Consider the following 15,509-nt stretch of genomic DNA (forward strand, 5'->3'; position numbering starts at 1 on the left):
GTGGCACTCAAACCCAAAGGCACCGTGCCCTTCGGCCCGTACGAGACCTGGTACCAGGTCACCGGTGACCTCCAGTCGGAGCAGCCCGCGCTCGTCGTCGTCCACGGCGGGCCCGGCAGCACCCACGACTACCTCAAGAACCTGAAGGAGCTCGCGGCGCACACCGGCCCGGTCGTCCTGTACGACCAGCTCGGCAACGGCGGCTCCACCCACCTGCCCGACAAGGGGGCCGACTTCTGGACCCCGGAGCTGTTCGCCGACGAGCTCGAGAACCTGGTGAACCAGCTCGGCATCGCCGACAACCACGTCCTGTTCGGGCAGTCCTGGGGCGGCCTCCTCGTCACCAAGTACGCGGCCGCCCGCCCGGCCGGCCTGCGCGGCCTGGTCATCGCCAACGCCCCGGCCTCGTACCCGCTGTGGCTGCAGGAGGCGGAGCGGCTGCGCGCCGACCTGCCGCCCGGCGTCAACGAGACGCTGCTGCGCCACGAGGCCGCCGGCACCACGGACAGCGACGAGTACCACAACGCCATGCGCCCCTTCTACGAGAAGCACGTGTGCCGGCTCAAGCCGTGGCCGCGGGACTACCTGGCCTCGTTCTACGAGGTCTACAACGACCCGACGGTGTACTACGCGATGAACGGTCCGAGCGAGTTCCACGTCAACGGCACCCTCAAGGACTGGTCGGTCACCGACTACTGCCCGCAGGTCGCCGTGCCGACGCTGCTCATCTCCGGACGCCACGACGAGGCGACCCCGGCGACGGTCCAGCCGTTCCAGGACCTGATCCCCGACGTCCGGTGGGTGATCTTCGAGGAGTCCAGCCACCTCCCCCACCTGGAGGAGCCGGAACTGTTCCAGCAGGTGATGAGGGAGTTCCTCGGCTCCCTCGCGAAGGAGAAGGAGACGGTGGGCCATGGAGCCGTCTGACCGCACGGGCAGCGCCCTGGTCTTCCCCGGCATGGGCCCCGTCCCGTTCGCCGAGGTCGCCAAGTTCATGCTGGTCAACCCGTTCGCCCGCGAGCTCTTCGCGGAGGCGGACGAGGTCCTCGGCTACTCGCTCTTCGAGCGGTTCAAGCAGGCCGAGGGGGACTACTCCGCATACGCGCAGGTGGCGTTCCTCGTGAACTGCCTCGCCCTCGCCCGGTGGGTGGAGCACGAGTTCGAGGAGCAGCCGGCCTTCTGCACCGGCCTGAGCTTCGGCGAGAAGGCCGCCGCCGTGCACTCCGGTGCGCTGTCCTTCGCCGACGGCGTCCGCTTCACGGCGCGTTTCGCGCACACGCTCGACGCGTACTTCGCCGAGGAGCACCCGGAGGAGGTCGCCACCCAGTCCTTCGCCCGGACCCCGCGCGCCCGGCTGGACGAGATCCGGGCCGAGCTGACCGAGCAGGGCGAGTGGCACGACGTCACCTGTGTCGTGGACGAGGACTTCGCGATGCTCACCCTGCGCAAGTCCCGGCTGGAGTGGCTCCAGCAGCGCCTGCGGGCGCTCGGCGGCATGCCGCTGTACGTGATGGAGCCGCCGCTGCACTCGCCCGCGTTCGGCGGGCTGCGCCGGCGGGTCGAGGAGGAGGTCCTGGCGGGTCTGTCCTTCCGCGACCCGCACCTGCCGGTCGTCGCCGACCAGGACGGAGCGGTGCTCACGACGGGCGAGCAGGTACGGAACCTGCTGCTGGACGGCTGCGTCCGGCCGGTCGACTGGCCGGGCGTGCTGGGCTCGCTGCGCGACAAGGGCGTCGGAACCCTCTACGTGGCCGGGCAGGACGCCCTGTTCGGCCGGGTGGGGGCGGCGACCCGCAACTTCAAGGTCGTACCCGTCAATCCGCGCCTGGCCATGCGGCCGCGCCGCCGGACCGCGACCGCCGCCTGAGGGCGGCGGCCGCGGCCGCGGCGGCGCGGGCGGGAGCTGCGGCGATCAGCCGGCGGCCGCCCCGGAGGCCAGCTTCTGGATCTGCTCCCACAGCACCGCGGGGGTGGCGAAGGTCTCCAGGGACAGCGCCTCGTCCACGAAGCGGACGTCGTAGGTCCCCTCCAGGGACCCCAGGAGCTCCACCACGCCGAGGGAGTCCAGCCCCACGGCCCGCAGATCGGTGTCGGCCTCAAGCGGCTCGTCCGCGCTGAGGAACGGCAGGTACTCCCGCAGCAGTTCCTCGAAGTTGTTGTCCCAGCCCATGGTGACCCCAGTTTGTGTCGGTTGACGTTTCCCAAGCACATGACGCTAGGACGGCCGACGAGACCCCGGGAACCCCGGCCGGACCCCTAACCCGCGAAGAACGCACGCACACATCTCTTTCGGATCCTTCGGAGTGATCATGTCTGACACCAAGCGCCAGGCCTTGTACGAGCGCTTCCGCCGCGGGCTGGCCCTGTCCCCCGACCGCCCCGCCCTGCGGATCGGCGCCGAGTCGTACACCTACCGGGAGCTGCACGAGCAGGCCCTCACCTGGGCGGGCTCCATCGGCTCCGCCAAGGTCGTCGGCGTCCTCGCGGGCAAGAGCGTGACCGCGTACGCCGGCATCCTCGGCGGGCTCTACGCGGGCGCCACCGTGGTGCCCCTGCACCCCGACTTCCCCGCCGTCCGCACCGGCCGCATGCTGGAACTCTCCGCCGCGGCGGCCCTGATCGTCGACGACCAGGGCCGCGCCGCCCTGGGTGACGTCGACATCCCGCTGGTCGAGCCGGATCCGGCGAAGGCGCTCGCGGAACCCCGCGACGCGGCGCCCTCCGACGTGGCCTACATGCTGTTCACCTCGGGCTCCACGGGCCGCCCGAAGGGCGTGCCGATCAGCCACGGCAGCACGCACCACTACTTCGAGCTCCTCGACGCCCGCTACGGCTTCACCCCCGAGGACGTCTTCACCCAGACCTTCGACCTGAACTTCGACTGCGGCATGTTCGACCTGTTCTCGGCCTGGGGCGCGGGCGGAGTCGTCGACGTCGTACCTCCCAGCGCCTACCTGGACATGCCGGCCCACCTGGAAAAGCGCGGGATCACCGTCTGGTTCTCCACCCCCAGCGCCATCGGCCTCATCCGCCGGATGGGCGGCCTGACCCCGGGGTCCATGCCCACCCTGCGCTGGAGCTTCTTCGCGGGCGAGGCGCTGCGCGCCCAGGACGCCGCCGACTGGCAGGCCGCCGCACCGTCCTCCACCCTGGAGAACATCTACGGGCCGACCGAGCTCACCGTCACCATCACCGCCTACCGCTGGGACCCGCGGACCTCGCCCGGCCAGGCGGTCAACGGCCTGGTCCCCATCGGCGCCGTCCACGCGGGCCACGACCACGTCCTCCTCGACGAGGAGGGCGCCGAGACCGGGACCGAGGGCGAACTGCTGATCACCGGCCCGCAGATGGCCACCGGCTACCTCGACCCGCAGGACGACGCCGGCCGCTTCGTCGAGCGCGAGGGCCGCGTCTGGTACCGCACGGGGGACCGGGTCCGCCGGCTGCCCGGCGGCGACCTGATCTACCTCGGCCGCCTGGACTCCCAGGTCCAGGTCCAGGGCTGGCGGGTCGAGCTCGCCGAGGTCGACCACGCGCTGCGCGCCGTCGAGGGCGTGGAGGACGTGGTCACGGTCGCCCGCCCGGTGGACGGCAGCACCGAACTGGTCGTCTTCTACACGGGGGAGATCCAGCCGCCCGCCTCACTGGCCCGGAGCCTGCGCGAGGTCCTCCCGCACGGCATGCTCCCCCGCCGCTTCGAACACGTCCCGGAGTTCCCCCTGAACTCCAACCGCAAGGTGGACCGCCCGGTCCTCGCCGCCCGAGCCGAATCCCTCCTCACCCCCCGCCGCCGCGCCGCCTGACCCCTCCGCGCCCCCCGACCGAACGGCCCCACCGCCCCGGTGGGGCCGTTCGGCGTTCCGCGGGCGGGGCGCGTCGGTTCGCTGTTTCGGAGCAAGTAGTCGGGAAACAATACGAATTGGTGCGCCGTCGGCTGTTTCAGGCCACGGGTGGGGTCCAGGGCAGGGGGGTCGGCATGTCGCGTACGCGGAAGGTCGCGGTCATCGTGGTGGCCATGGCGGCAGCGGGCTCCACCCCCTTGATCTGGGTGCTGGACGGTTCCGACGCGGGGCAGCTCACAGGGGCCTCGATCCAGGCCGCCGTCGGCATCGCAGCCCTCATCTGGGCGCTGCTCCAGCCCTCCTCCGTCCGTACGGGCCGTACGGGCCGCACGGACGACACGGCCGTACGGACCGGAACGGCCGACGCGAGCGGTGGCGCGAGCGCAGTCTCGGGCATCAGGCACCCGCCGGGCCAGGGCGGCGGCTCGGCGAAGGCCGAGGACACCGGCAACGCCGTCGGCACCGGCGACGGCAGCCGCGCCGTCAGCGGCATCGACCACACCTGACCCCCCCGGCCACCCGGCCCCGGCACCTGACGGTCGACATCGGCGGCAGCCGAAGGCGAAGGACGTCCAGCTCATGGAACCAGGAGACGACCGCCGACAGGACCCGCACCCGTCCGGCCACGCCGCCGACGAGGAGAAGCCGGTCACCAACACCGCAGACGCTCCCGGCACCACGGTCCACGTGTCCGGGACCGGGAACGCGAGCGCTTCCCACGGATCCGTCTCCAATACGGGCCACATCGAGAACATCACCGTGGTGCAGCAGTGGCGTTCCCGCAAGGACGCACACGCAAGCCCCGGGGTCCCGGCACTGTGGAAGATCCGGCGCCCGCGCATGGCCGACGCGATCATGCGCGGGTGGGTCGAGCCCCAGCTCAAGGACGCGGGCAAGCGGCTGGACCTGATCGGCGTCCCGATGACGCTCGCCGTCGGCAGCGACCGGCCGACGGCACTTCCCCCCGGCACCCCGCCGCGCGACGTGTTCGAGCGGTCCGCGCAACAGTTGCTGATCCTCGGCGAGCCGGGGGCCGGGAAGTCGATCCTCATGCTGCGCGTGATGAAGGACCTGCTGCTCGACGGCGACCCCTGGACACCCGTACCCGTACCGGTCGTCGTACCGCACGACCGCCCCGCCCCCGAGGACGTGGCGCGATGGCTGATCGCCCGGGTGACCGCCTGGTTCCACCTGAAGGACGCCGAAGCCGCGGCCGTGATGCACCTCGGCCTGGTCGTCCCGTGCCTGGAGGGCTTGGACGCCGTCGCCGAGGCCCACGTGGCGGGATGGGCAGCGGCGATCAAAAGGCATCGTCGCAGTCATCCGGGGCAGCCGATGGTCGCGGCGAGCCGCGACGCGACGGCAGACGCCCTCGGCCTGGCCTCGGCCCTCACCGGCACCCTCCGGATCCAGCCCCTCACCGGCACGCTCCTGGACGCGGCGCTCGCCTCCCTCGGAGGCGAGCGCCACCGGGCCGTTCAGGACCTGCTCGCCGACAACCCCGGCATCAGGCAGTGGTGCACCACCCCGCTGATGCTGGCGGTGCTGGCGTCCGTGGACCCCGGCGACTGGGATTCCCCCTCCCGCGACGAAGTCCTGCAGTTCGCGGTCATTTCGCCGGACCCCCGCCACCTGCCGGCGACGTGGGAGTCGGCGCAGGCCAGACAGTACGTACGCGAGCAGTACACGGTCCTGCGGCACTACGTGCACAGCCTGCTGCCGGGGCCGGACCCCGCCCTCGAGGCGCGGGAAACCCGGCCTCCGGACCAACCCGTGCCGCCCCTGCCGAAGGTGAGCGCGGACCCGAAGCTGAAGCGCGGACTGCGCGGCCTGGCGGAAGCCATGAGGTGCAGCAGACAGGAGTACTTCGACGGCGTCACCCTGCTGGCCGCCTCGGACCCGGCCGAAGCCCGTGTCCTGGGCGCCCGCCGCTTCGCGCCCCAGGTACGGCAGGAGATCCTGCGGGACCTCGCGATCGCAGGGATCGTCGTGAGCACCCATGCGTACTCCCTGGCCCCGGGCGTCCTGTTGCTGTTCGGCTGGTCCCTGCTCATGCTCTGGTACACCCAGGTGTACGGAGGGCTGCTGGAGGCGCCGGCCCTGCGCTGGGTCGGGCGCTGGACCCACGTCCTGCCCATGCAGTGGGGCCCACCGCTGAGGACGGCGGCCCTGGCGTACACGGTGACGTTCGTCTACGCGCTGATGACCAGCCTGCCGTTCGGGACGGCCGCGGTCGTCGCCGCCGTCATGGCGGCCGCGCTCCTGGCCGTGGGATGTGGCGCCGGCCTGGCCACATTTTGGATCCGTGGCACGGCGGCCGAGCCGAGACGGTCCCTGCCGCGCGTCCTGCTGCGGGGGCTGGCGGCCGCAGCAGTGCTGGGCCCGGCCTACGCGGCGGCGGCGTGGTGGTGTGCGGATCTGGCGGGGACGAAGGAGTTCGCGCTCGGCCAGTGGTCGGGCGACTCGGCCTTCGCCGGTTTCTGCGTGTTCACGGTGTCCGGCGGATTCGCACTGATGCGGCATGTGATGGACCGCCTGAGGCTGAGGCTGGAATACGGCGTGCCCTGGCGGCTCTCGGCGTTCCTGTCCACGGCGACGGAGCACGGCCTTCTCGTGGCCACCGGCGTGGGGTACCGGTTCGCGCACTCCACGATCCGCTCGGCGGCCGAGGTCGCCCTCGCCGACGAGCCGGTCGACGAGCCCGCGTCCACCCGCACGTCCGGCCCGTGGGCCAGCGGATCCGACAGGCCGGACGCCCTCTTCGACGTGGTGCTGAACGAGACCGTGGCCCGCCGCGGCATCCGCCGGAAACTGGCCCTCCGCCCCGACCTGGGGGAGGAGGGCCTGCGGGGATCCCTCACGGCCGGGCGGTCCGCCTTTCTGTCGCAGGTGTCCGGTCACGAGGAGGCGTACCGGGCCGTGCTCGAGGACACCCGCGCCGCCGACGACGCCGATCCCAAGAGCAGGCACTACCTCCCGCTCGTCCTGGTATGGCTCCTCCTCGGCACCAGCCCGCTCGCACAGGTGCTCTTCCGCGGCGGAGAGCCTGTCGGCTTCCTCGACGTGGTCCTCTGCGCCGGTCTCGTACTCGCCCTCCTGGCCGCACCGTTGTGGGCCATGGGCGACGACCGGCGATCCGGCGTGGCGGCGACGGTCGGCGTCATGTACGTGGTCGTGGCCGTCATGTTCCTCGCGCTCGGGCTCCTCGCCATCATGGACAGCCTGTTCGGCAGGGCTCCGCCGGACGAGTTCGGCGGCTGGGATCTGGCGGTGGCATGTTCGGGGACGTTCGTCCTGCCCGCCGCGGCGGCGGCCATCGGTTACGGCATCGGCCGAGCCCTCGACCGCCTGCTCCTGGGCGGCCGTGTGAGCTGGGCGGCCGCCGACGAGGCGTTCGAGCGGTGGACGGCTGCCCTGGAACACGAGGTCATGGCCGGCGCCCTCGCACTGCTCGACGACGAACAGGGCTGATCCGGCGACGGCCGGGCGCCTGCACCTCCTGACCGGCGGCGCGAGGCGGCGCCGCCGGGGCCTCGGCGGGGTCAGGCCGGGGTGGGGTGGGGGAGGGGGTCCAGGCCTGTGGGGAGGTCGCCGCGGGAGGTGATCTGGAGTTTGCGGTAGACGCGGGTCAGGTGCTGCTCGACCGTGCTGACCGTCAGGTAGAGCTTCGCCGAGATCTCCCGGTTCGTCAGGCCCTGGGCCGCCAGCGTCGCCACCCGCTGTTCCGAGCTGCTGAGCTTCGCCGTGGTGCCGGCGGCCGGCGCCGCCTCCGCCGGGGCACGGTCCCGGGTGGCCGGGGCGGCCAGGGGGGCGTCGGGGAGGATCTCCCGGCACAGGGCCGTGGCCTCCGCCTCCTTCGCCAGGTTCCACGCCGAGCGGATCATCGCGCTGCCCTTCGCCGGCGAACCGTCCGCCTGCAGCGCCCGGCCCAGCTCCGCCATCGCCCGCGCCGCCTCCACCCGGTCCCCGGAGCGGTGCAGGGACTCGACCGCCTGCCCCAGGACGGCCGCACGCCGCTTGGGGTCGCCGGCCAGCGCCTTGATGCGGAGCGAGACGCCCCGTACGTACGGCCGCTGCGCGTCGGGCAGGGCGAGCTGCTGGAGGGCGAGCTGCTCGGCCCGCGCCGCCTCGCCCAGCCTCAGCAGCGCCTCCGCCGCGTCCGTACGCCACGGCAGGAACGCCGGCCGGTCCACCCGGCCGTCCTCCATGAGCCGCCCGGCCTCGAGGAAGTCCGCGAGCGCCGCGTGCGGCTGATTGACCGCCAGCCGGTACTGGCCGCGGGCCCGCAGGAACGCCAGCCCGTGCAGGCCGGTGAGCAGGCCCTTCGGCACCTGCCGGTCGGCGAGCCGGGAGGCCTCCGTGAACCGGCCCATCGCCGTGCACGCCCGGATCAGCACCGCGGCCGGCGCGCACGGGAAGCTCCCGCCGCGCTCCGGCAGCGCCTCCAGGGCCGCCGTCGCGTGCGCGTGCGCACCGCGCAGATCGCCCATCCGCAGCAGGGCCTCGGCGTGCAGCGCGGCGAACACCGCGCTCCAGCCCGGCGCCTGGCAGCGCCGGGCCTCCTCCAGCAGGTTCCGGCTCCACGGCACGGCCCGCTCGGGGTGCTCCGAGCAGAGCAGCGAGCGTACGGCCTGGGCGAGCGGCGCCACCGTGGCATCCGTCAGCCGGGCCGAGTGCAGCAGCCGCTCGCCCACCGCGGCCGTGGTGTCCACCAGGGTGTCCAGCGGCGAGGCGGCCGGCTCCCCGACGGCGGCCGGCAGCAGGGCGGCCGCCTCGGCGAGCTGCCCCTGCGCGAGCAGCAGCCCGGCCAGCGGCTGCACCTGCTCGGCGTCCAGCAACCCGGCCCGCGCCTGCTCCAGCAGGGCGCCCAACTGCCGCTCCGCGGCGGCCGGATCGAAGCGGGCCGTGATCTGCGCGAGCCGCACCCGGACCCCGCGCTCCGCGTGCTCGTCGCCCCGCCCCTGCGCGGCGAGTTCCAGGAGCCGCGCCGCCTCGCGCGCGTCGCCCCGTACGAGGAGCTCCTCGGCGGCGTCCCGCAGTACGGCGACCTCGGCCGGACCGCAGTCCAGGGGCCGCTCCTCGGCGCAGGCGGCCAGCAGGTGCCCGGCCACGGCGAGTACCGGCCCGCGGTCCTCGCCCAGCACCCGGGCCGCCTCGCGGTGCAGCGCGGTCCGGGTCCGCGGACCGCACTCCTCCAGGGCCGCGGCGCGCGCCGCGGGGTGGCGGAACCCCAGGCCCTCCGGCGGGCCGTCCGGCGGGCCCTCCAGGAGTCCCGAGGCCTCCAGCGCGGCCAGCCCGCGGCGGGCCGCCGCCGCGTCGAGGCCGGTCAGCCGGGCGACGCGGGCGGCGGTCGCCTGCTCGCCGAGCAGCGCCGCGGCGCGGGCCAGCGCGAGTCCGTCGGGGCCGCTGCGGCGCAGGCACGTCGCCACGGCCTGGGCGAACGGCCCACCGGGCTCGGGGGAGGGCGACGAGGGGGCGCAGGGGCCGGCGGCGGCCTCCCCGGGCGCCTCCCCGCCCGCAGCCTCCCTGCCCGCAGCCTCGCCGCCCGCAGCTTCCCGGCCCGCCGCCTCCTCGAGGAGCGCACGCACCAGCAGCGGATTGCCGCCGCTGATCCGGTGCAGCTCGGCGGCCTCCGCGGCACGGGCGGAGCCCTCCTGCCGGCCCCGTACGAGGGCCACCTCGGCCGCGGTCAGCCGCTCCAGCCGCATCCGCCGGAAGTGCGGCTGGCGCATCAGCTCGGTGGTGAACGCCGGGTCCTGCGCCGGGGCGTGCACGGCGCCGGCCACCACGACGAGGACCGGCGCGGTGCGCGCGTGCCGGGCCAGGTACTGCACGTACTGCAACGACTCGCGGTCGGCGTACTGGACGTCGTCCACGCACAGCACGACCGGGCAGTCCAGGCTCAGTTCGCGCAGCTCCGCGCAGAACGCCTGCATCGCCTCGACCCGCGAGGGCGCCCCGGGGCCCTCGGAGGGCTTCGGCAGGGCGAAGACCTGCTCGCTGTTGACCAGCTGGCGCAGTACGCCGAGCGGCACCTGCTGCTCCTCGGGCGCGCCGACCGCGTAGAGGACCAGCGCGCCGGCCGCCGCGGCCCGCTCGGCGACGAGGTCGACGAGCGCGCTCTTGCCGCATCCCGTGCCGGCTTCGATCAGGACGATCCGGGACCGCCCCGCGACGCAGTCCGCGAGCGCCGTCTCCAGGAGTTCGATTCCGGCTTCCCTGCCCGTCAATGTCATAGCCGCCCCCGCGATCCGTCGGTCCACCCACCGGTCCACCGACCGGTGCACCCGCCCCTGACCCAGGACAGGATGGAGCCCGCGTGCTACAGAGCAGGTCGAGGAGAAGCGGAGATCGGGACGGAAACCGGCCAGTGCGTCGGGCGGGGGCGCGTCAGGGCGCCGGCTGTACGCACAGCAGACCGGCGTCGCGCATTTCCTCGACCCAGATGTCGAGATCGGCCCGCGCGTTTTCCGGTGCGGTGTTCCACAATTCGGCGAGCACGTCGGCGGCAATTCCCGCATCGCCGTCGTGGCGGCGCAGCAGTATCCACATGGCGGTGCCGACCGGTCCGCACCGGAAGCGCCCGGGACCGGCGGCGGAACCGCCGCCGCCACCGGCAGGGGAACCGCCACCGGAACCCGCCGCGTACGCGGAGTGGAGCTCCAGACAGCCGTCCTCGTCCACTGAGGCGGCGACCACACCAGGCGTCGGTCGGACGCGCACGGCCACCTCCACTGCCGGATCCGGGAACTGTCGGCAGCAGCCGATCGAGGACACCTCAAGCTATGGGTGAACGCCCTCGGGATCCATGGCGGCCGCCGCACTCTGGGGTGGCGGCTTGCGCCGACCCCCTACGGAGGGGTGAGGGCGCCCGGGCGGAGATAGGGGGAGCGAACCGGCGCCCGAGCGGCGGATCCGGCGGAATACCGCCCCCATTCCGATGGAAAGGACCGTACGCGCGCAGCGTCGGCCCGGGCGGTCAGCTGGCCATCACCCGAAATCACCGGCCCAAACCGGAAGACGGCCGCCTGGCCGAATTGTGTGCGGGCTTCCGGTCGAAAGGGGAGCCGAAAAACCGGGTGCCCGGAATTGATCCCCGGCCCGCGCCCCGCCCCGACCGTTTCTGCACCCGTTCTCCACCCGTTCTCAAGCGGCCCTGGGCGGGGCGGCGAGCCCGTCCGCGCCGAGGACCGAGAGCCGCTGCGGCCGCTCAACGGGCGGTCGAGTCTGACGCGATCGCGGTTCGCGAGGCTTGCCCCTGCCCTGCTCATCCTCGGAGGTACCAGGTGAATCCGCCCACGCCCGTCATCACCGACGCCGTCCCCAGTCAGAGCGGGACAGGGTCCAAGGAAGGGCCCAAGGAAGTACGCCGCCTCGACCGGGTGATCATCCGTTTCGCGGGTGACTCGGGTGACGGCATGCAGCTCACCGGTGACCGGTTCACCTCGGAGACGGCTTCCTTCGGGAACGACCTCTCCACGCTGCCGAACTTCCCGGCCGAGATCCGCGCCCCTGCCGGCACCCTGCCGGGGGTTTCGTCCTTTCAGCTGCATTTCGCCGATCACGACATCCTGACGCCGGGCGACGCCCCGAACGTACTGGTGGCGATGAATCCGGCGGCGCTGAAGGCGAACATCGCGGACGTCCCGCGCGGCGCCGAGATCATCGTCAACACCGACGAGTTCACCGACCGCAGCATGACCCGCGTCGGCTACGCGACCTCCCCGCTGGAGGACGGCTCCCTCGACGCCTACCAGCTGCACCCGGTGCCGCTGACGTCCCTGACGATCGAGGCGCTGAAGGACTTCGGGCTGTCCCGCATGGAGGCCGGCCGCAGCAAGAACATGTTCGCGCTGGGCCTGCTGAGCTGGATGTACCACCGCCCGACGGAGGGTACGGAGGCGTTCCTGCGGCAGAAGTTCGCGAAGAAGCCGAACATCGCCGAGGCGAACGTGGCGGCCTTCCGGGCCGGCTGGAACTTCGGCGAGACCACCGAGGACTTCGCGGTCTCCTACGAGGTGGCCCCGGCGACCCGGGCCTTCCCGGCCGGCACGTACCGGAACATCTCCGGGAACCTGGCCCTGTCGTACGGCCTGATCGCGGCGAGCCGGCAGGCGGACCTGCCGCTGTACCTGGGCGCGTACCCGATCACCCCGGCCTCGGACATCCTGCACGAGCTGAGCAAGCACAAGAACTTCGGCGTGCGGACCTTCCAGGCCGAGGACGAGATCGCCGGCATCGGGGCGGCGCTCGGCGCGGCCTTCGGCGGCGCCCTCGGCGTGACGACCACCTCCGGACCCGGCGTGGCGCTCAAATCCGAGACGATCGGCCTCGCGGTCTCCCTGGAACTGCCGCTGCTCATCCTCGACATCCAGCGCGGCGGCCCGTCGACGGGTCTGCCGACCAAGACGGAGCAGGCCGACCTGCTCCAGGCGATGTACGGGCGCAACGGCGAGGCCCCGGTGCCGGTCGTGGCCCCCCGGACCCCGGCGGACTGCTTCGACGCGGCCCTCGACGCCGCGCGGATCGCGCTGACCTACCGCACGCCGGTGTTCCTGCTCTCCGACGGATACCTGGCGAACGGCTCCGAGCCCTGGCGGATCCCCGACGTGGAGGAGCTGCCGGATCTCCGCGTCCCGTTCCAGACGACCACGAACCACGTACTGGCGGACGGTACGGAGGTGTTCTGGCCGTTCAAGCGCGATCCGCAGACCCTGGCCCGTCCGTGGGCGGTCCCGGGCACGCCGGGGCTGGAGCACCGCATCGGCGGCATCGAGAAGCAGGACGGCACGGGCAACATCTCCTACGACCCCGCCAACCACGACTTCATGGTCCGCACCCGCCAGGCCAAGATCGACGGGATCCGCGTCCCCGACCTGGAGGTCGACGACCCGGACGGCGCCCGCACCCTCGTCCTGGGCTGGGGCTCCACCTACGGCCCCATCACCGCCGCCGTCCGCGAGCTCCGCACGGTCGGAGAGGCCATCGCGCAGGCCCACCTGCGCCACCTCAACCCCTTCCCGAAGAACCTCGGCGAGGTCCTCGGACGCTACGAGCGCGTGGTCGTCCCCGAGATGAACATGGGCCAGCTCGCCCGGCTCCTGCGCGCCGACTTCCTCGTCGACGTCATCTCCTTCACCCAGATCAACGGCATGCCGTTCAAGGCCGGACAGCTGGCCGACGCCATTCAGGAGGCGAACCGTGGCCAGTGAGCTCCTCAACCTCGTGCCGAAGGCCGAGGCCAAGCAGTCGATGAAGGACTTCCGCTCCGACCAGGAGATCCGCTGGTGCCCCGGCTGCGGCGACTACTCCGTGCTCGCGGCCGTCCAGGGCTTCATGCCCGAGCTCGGGCTGGCGAAGGAGAACATCGTCTTCATCTCGGGGATCGGCTGCTCCTCGCGTTTCCCGTACTACATGAACACCTACGGGATGCACTCGATCCACGGCCGCGCCCCGGCCATCGCCACCGGGCTGGCCACCTCGCGCCGCGACCTGTCGGTGTGGGTGGTCACCGGCGACGGCGACGCGCTCTCCATCGGCGGCAACCACCTGATCCACGCCCTGCGCCGCAACGTCAACCTCAAGATCCTGCTCTTCAACAACCGGATCTACGGACTGACCAAGGGCCAGTACTCGCCCACCAGCGAGGTGGGCAAGATCACCAAGTCCACCCCGATGGGCTCGCTCGACGCCCCCTTCAACCCCGTCTCGCTCGCCCTCGGAGCCGAGGCCACCTTCGTCGCCCGCACCGTCGACTCCGACCGCAAACACCTCACCGAGGTGCTCCGCGCGGCCGCCGACCACCAGGGCACGGCCCTCGTGGAGATCTACCAGAACTGCAGCATCTTCAACGACGGCGCCTTCGAGGTCCTGAAGGACAAGCAGACCGCCCAGGAGGCGGTGATCCGGCTGGAGCACGGCCGGCCGATCCGCTTCGGCGTCGACGGGCACAAGGGCGTCGTACGCGACCCGGCCACCGGCGACCTGGACGTCGTGGACGTCACGCCGGAGAACGAGTCCGCGGTCCTCGTCCACGACGCCCACGCCAAGTCCCCGACCACGGCCTTCGCGCTCTCCCGCCTCGCCGACGCGGACACCCTCCACCGCACGCCCATCGGGGTCTTCCGCGACATCGAACGCCCCGTCTACGACACGCTCATGGCGGAGCAGCTCCAGGCGGCCGTCGACAGCAAGGGCAAGGGCGACCTGGCCGGCGTCATGGCGGGCAACGACACGTGGACGGTCGTCGCCTGAGCCACGGCCGTCAGTGGGCCGCCCGGGACACCCTCTCCAGCGCGGCCCACAGCACGTCCGGCCTGGCGAAGGTCTCGGGGCTCAGCGCGTCGTCGACGAACCGGACGCCGTACGCACTCTCCAGCGCCCCCAGCAGCTCGACCGTCCCGAGCGAGTCCAGGCCGGCCTCCCGCAGGCCGGTGTCGGGGAAGAGCGGCTCGCCCTCCGGGAGGAAGGGCAGGTACTCGCGCAGCAGATCCTCGAATCGCCGGTCCCAGGCGGCCATGGTGGACTCCCCGTCTCTCGCGTGGTGGGCAAGTGACGCTAGAAGCACGGGCCGCCACGGGTAACCCCGTAACACCCCCTACGGGGTGTCGTTCGGATCAGGCCGGGGTGGCGTGTGCGTGTACGCGGAGCAGGAGTGCGTGCAGGGTGGCTCGTTCGGCCTCGTCGAGCGGGGCCAGCAGGTGGTCGCCCACGGCCGCGGTCTGCGCGGTCAGCTCCTCCAGGAGCCGCCGCCCCGGCTGGCTGATGCTCGCCAGGACGCGGCGCCGGTCGGCGGAGTCCCGCTCCCGGTCGGCGTAGCCGAGCCCGGCGAGGCCGTCGAGGACCTTGACCACATCGCTCGGGTGCAGGTCCAGCCGCCGGGCGAGATCGCGCTGCGGCTGCGGCCCGTGGTCGGCCAGGGCTGCGAGCACGGCCATGTCCCACAGCCGCAGGCCGCGCGCGGCGAGCCGGTCGCCCACGAGGGTGCGGGCCTCCTTGCCCACCGTGGAGAGCAAGTAGGGGGTGAGCGCGGTCAGTCGGGGCGTCGAGGGTGCGAGCATGGCCATATTGTAGGGTCACACCCACTATTGGTGTCGCCCTACTGAATCGGAGGCTCGGCATGGACGCCCTGCACCCCCGGCTGCTCGTCACCCGCTTCGGCGAGAGCTTCCGCTTCTACGATTCCCTGCTGCCCGCCCTGACCGGGGCGACCCGCACGCGCGGCGGCGCCGAAGGCCCGTACGCCTCCTGGGACGTGGACGGCCAGGGCGTGCTCGCGCTGTTCGACCGGACGGCGATGGCGGCCGCCATCCCCTCGCTCCGCGCCCCGGGTCCGGGCGACGGCGCCATGCTGGTCAGCCGCGTCCCCGACGTGGACGCCGCGTACGCCGCCTGCCTGGCCCGGGGCGCCACCCCGGCGGGTACCCCCGCCGACCGCCCCGCATGGGGCCCGACCCTGCGCAGCGCGCACGTCCGCGACCCCGAGGGCAACCTCTGGGAACTCCAGTCCTACTAGGGGGTGTCGTCAAAGTAGCTTCGTCCGCCCGCGAGGGCGGGGCCGGCGGGGTCTGGCGCGTGTGATCGCAAGGCGGAGGTGGGGGTCCCCCCGCCGAAGGCAGGGGGAGGAGGCGACGCTCGCGTCGTCGACCGACGACAACGCGGCGAGCG

13 protein-coding genes are annotated in these 15,509 nt (G+C 72.9%); 8 read left to right on the forward strand and 5 right to left on the reverse strand.

The window, feature by feature from the left end:
- Positions 1 to 927 carry a proline iminopeptidase-family hydrolase gene (locus ACFYZS_RS24730; RefSeq protein ID WP_389016426.1) on the forward strand — a complete coding sequence of 309 codons (927 nt, stop codon included), beginning with the start codon at positions 1 to 3 and terminating at the stop codon, positions 925 to 927.
- Positions 914 to 1,867: an ACP S-malonyltransferase gene (locus ACFYZS_RS24735; RefSeq protein WP_389016428.1), complete on the forward strand. Its 954-nt coding sequence runs from the start codon at positions 914 to 916 to the stop codon at positions 1,865 to 1,867. The genes ACFYZS_RS24730 and ACFYZS_RS24735 overlap by 14 nt, the downstream gene beginning before the upstream one ends.
- Before the next feature lie 45 nt (positions 1,868 to 1,912).
- Here ACFYZS_RS24735 and ACFYZS_RS24740 read toward each other — a convergent pair whose 3' ends face one another.
- Complete coding sequence (locus ACFYZS_RS24740; protein ID WP_389016431.1) at positions 1,913 to 2,170, reverse strand: phosphopantetheine-binding protein; 258 nt, start codon at positions 2,168 to 2,170, stop codon at positions 1,913 to 1,915.
- Positions 2,171 to 2,309: 139 nt separating this feature from the next.
- On the opposite strand from ACFYZS_RS24740, the gene ACFYZS_RS24745 reads away from it, so the two are divergent.
- The 3 genes from ACFYZS_RS24745 to ACFYZS_RS24755 all read left to right on the forward strand — a co-directional run bounded on the left by ACFYZS_RS24745 (position 2,310) and on the right by ACFYZS_RS24755 (position 7,313).
- Positions 2,310 to 3,803, forward strand: coding sequence for an AMP-binding protein (locus ACFYZS_RS24745; protein WP_389016433.1), 1,494 nt, complete (start codon positions 2,310 to 2,312; stop codon positions 3,801 to 3,803).
- A 173-nt stretch (positions 3,804 to 3,976) separates the two neighbouring features.
- Complete coding sequence (locus ACFYZS_RS24750; RefSeq protein ID WP_389016436.1) at positions 3,977 to 4,348, forward strand: hypothetical protein; 372 nt, start codon at positions 3,977 to 3,979, stop codon at positions 4,346 to 4,348.
- Positions 4,349 to 4,421: 73 nt separating this feature from the next.
- Positions 4,422 to 7,313 (forward strand): hypothetical protein, encoded by a 2,892-nt coding sequence (locus tag ACFYZS_RS24755; protein WP_389016439.1) that lies wholly within the window; start codon positions 4,422 to 4,424, stop codon positions 7,311 to 7,313.
- A 71-nt stretch (positions 7,314 to 7,384) separates the two neighbouring features.
- Here the strand turns inward: ACFYZS_RS24755 and ACFYZS_RS24760 are convergent, their stop codons facing one another.
- Positions 7,385 to 10,078: an AAA family ATPase gene (locus ACFYZS_RS24760; protein ID WP_389016442.1), complete on the reverse strand. Its 2,694-nt coding sequence runs from the start codon at positions 10,076 to 10,078 to the stop codon at positions 7,385 to 7,387.
- A 154-nt stretch (positions 10,079 to 10,232) separates the two neighbouring features.
- Positions 10,233 to 10,565 (reverse strand): PqqD family protein, encoded by a 333-nt coding sequence (locus tag ACFYZS_RS24765; protein ID WP_389016445.1) that lies wholly within the window; start codon positions 10,563 to 10,565, stop codon positions 10,233 to 10,235.
- A gap of 584 nt (positions 10,566 to 11,149) precedes the next feature.
- Here ACFYZS_RS24765 and ACFYZS_RS24770 point away from each other — a divergent pair.
- Together ACFYZS_RS24770 and ACFYZS_RS24775 are read left to right on the forward strand one after the other, a co-directional pair.
- A complete protein-coding gene (locus ACFYZS_RS24770; protein WP_389016476.1) occupies positions 11,150 to 13,054 on the forward strand; it encodes a 2-oxoacid:acceptor oxidoreductase subunit alpha in 1,905 nt (634 codons plus the stop codon).
- A gap of 40 nt (positions 13,055 to 13,094) precedes the next feature.
- Positions 13,095 to 14,096, forward strand: coding sequence for a 2-oxoacid:ferredoxin oxidoreductase subunit beta (locus ACFYZS_RS24775; RefSeq protein WP_389016479.1), 1,002 nt, complete (start codon positions 13,095 to 13,097; stop codon positions 14,094 to 14,096).
- Between the two features lie 10 nt (positions 14,097 to 14,106).
- Here the strand turns inward: ACFYZS_RS24775 and ACFYZS_RS24780 are convergent, their stop codons facing one another.
- Together ACFYZS_RS24780 and ACFYZS_RS24785 are read right to left on the reverse strand one after the other, a co-directional pair.
- Positions 14,107 to 14,361 carry a phosphopantetheine-binding protein gene (locus ACFYZS_RS24780; protein ID WP_389016448.1) on the reverse strand — a complete coding sequence of 85 codons (255 nt, stop codon included), beginning with the start codon at positions 14,359 to 14,361 and terminating at the stop codon, positions 14,107 to 14,109.
- 97 nt (positions 14,362 to 14,458) lie between these two features.
- Entirely contained in the window at positions 14,459 to 14,902 is a 444-nt protein-coding gene (locus ACFYZS_RS24785; protein ID WP_389016451.1) for a MarR family winged helix-turn-helix transcriptional regulator, read from the reverse strand.
- A 59-nt stretch (positions 14,903 to 14,961) separates the two neighbouring features.
- Between ACFYZS_RS24785 and ACFYZS_RS24790 the strand changes: the two genes are divergently transcribed.
- Entirely contained in the window at positions 14,962 to 15,357 is a 396-nt protein-coding gene (locus ACFYZS_RS24790; protein ID WP_389016454.1) for a VOC family protein, read from the forward strand.
- Positions 15,358 to 15,509 lie beyond the last annotated feature (152 nt).

This window comes from Streptomyces sp. NPDC001903, from assembly GCF_042891345.1.
Classification (GTDB): Bacteria; Actinomycetota; Actinomycetes; order Streptomycetales; family Streptomycetaceae; genus Streptomyces.

Excerpts from the sequence above, each read along its gene's own strand:
- ACFYZS_RS24735 (WP_389016428.1), top strand. The coding sequence starts at position 914 with ATGGAGCCGTCTGACCGCACGGGCAGCGCCCTGGTCTTCCCCGGCATG.
- ACFYZS_RS24740 (WP_389016431.1), bottom strand. The coding sequence starts at position 2,170 with ATGGGCTGGGACAACAACTTCGAGGAACTGCTGCGGGAGTACCTGCCG.
- ACFYZS_RS24745 (WP_389016433.1), top strand. The coding sequence starts at position 2,310 with ATGTCTGACACCAAGCGCCAGGCCTTGTACGAGCGCTTCCGCCGCGGG.
- ACFYZS_RS24750 (WP_389016436.1), top strand. The coding sequence starts at position 3,977 with ATGTCGCGTACGCGGAAGGTCGCGGTCATCGTGGTGGCCATGGCGGCA.
- ACFYZS_RS24755 (WP_389016439.1), top strand. The coding sequence starts at position 4,422 with ATGGAACCAGGAGACGACCGCCGACAGGACCCGCACCCGTCCGGCCAC.
- ACFYZS_RS24760 (WP_389016442.1), bottom strand. The coding sequence starts at position 10,078 with ATGACATTGACGGGCAGGGAAGCCGGAATCGAACTCCTGGAGACGGCG.
- ACFYZS_RS24775 (WP_389016479.1), top strand. The coding sequence starts at position 13,095 with ATGAAGGACTTCCGCTCCGACCAGGAGATCCGCTGGTGCCCCGGCTGC.
- ACFYZS_RS24780 (WP_389016448.1), bottom strand. The coding sequence starts at position 14,361 with ATGGCCGCCTGGGACCGGCGATTCGAGGATCTGCTGCGCGAGTACCTG.
- ACFYZS_RS24785 (WP_389016451.1), bottom strand. The coding sequence starts at position 14,902 with ATGCTCGCACCCTCGACGCCCCGACTGACCGCGCTCACCCCCTACTTG.
- ACFYZS_RS24790 (WP_389016454.1), top strand. The coding sequence starts at position 14,962 with ATGGACGCCCTGCACCCCCGGCTGCTCGTCACCCGCTTCGGCGAGAGC.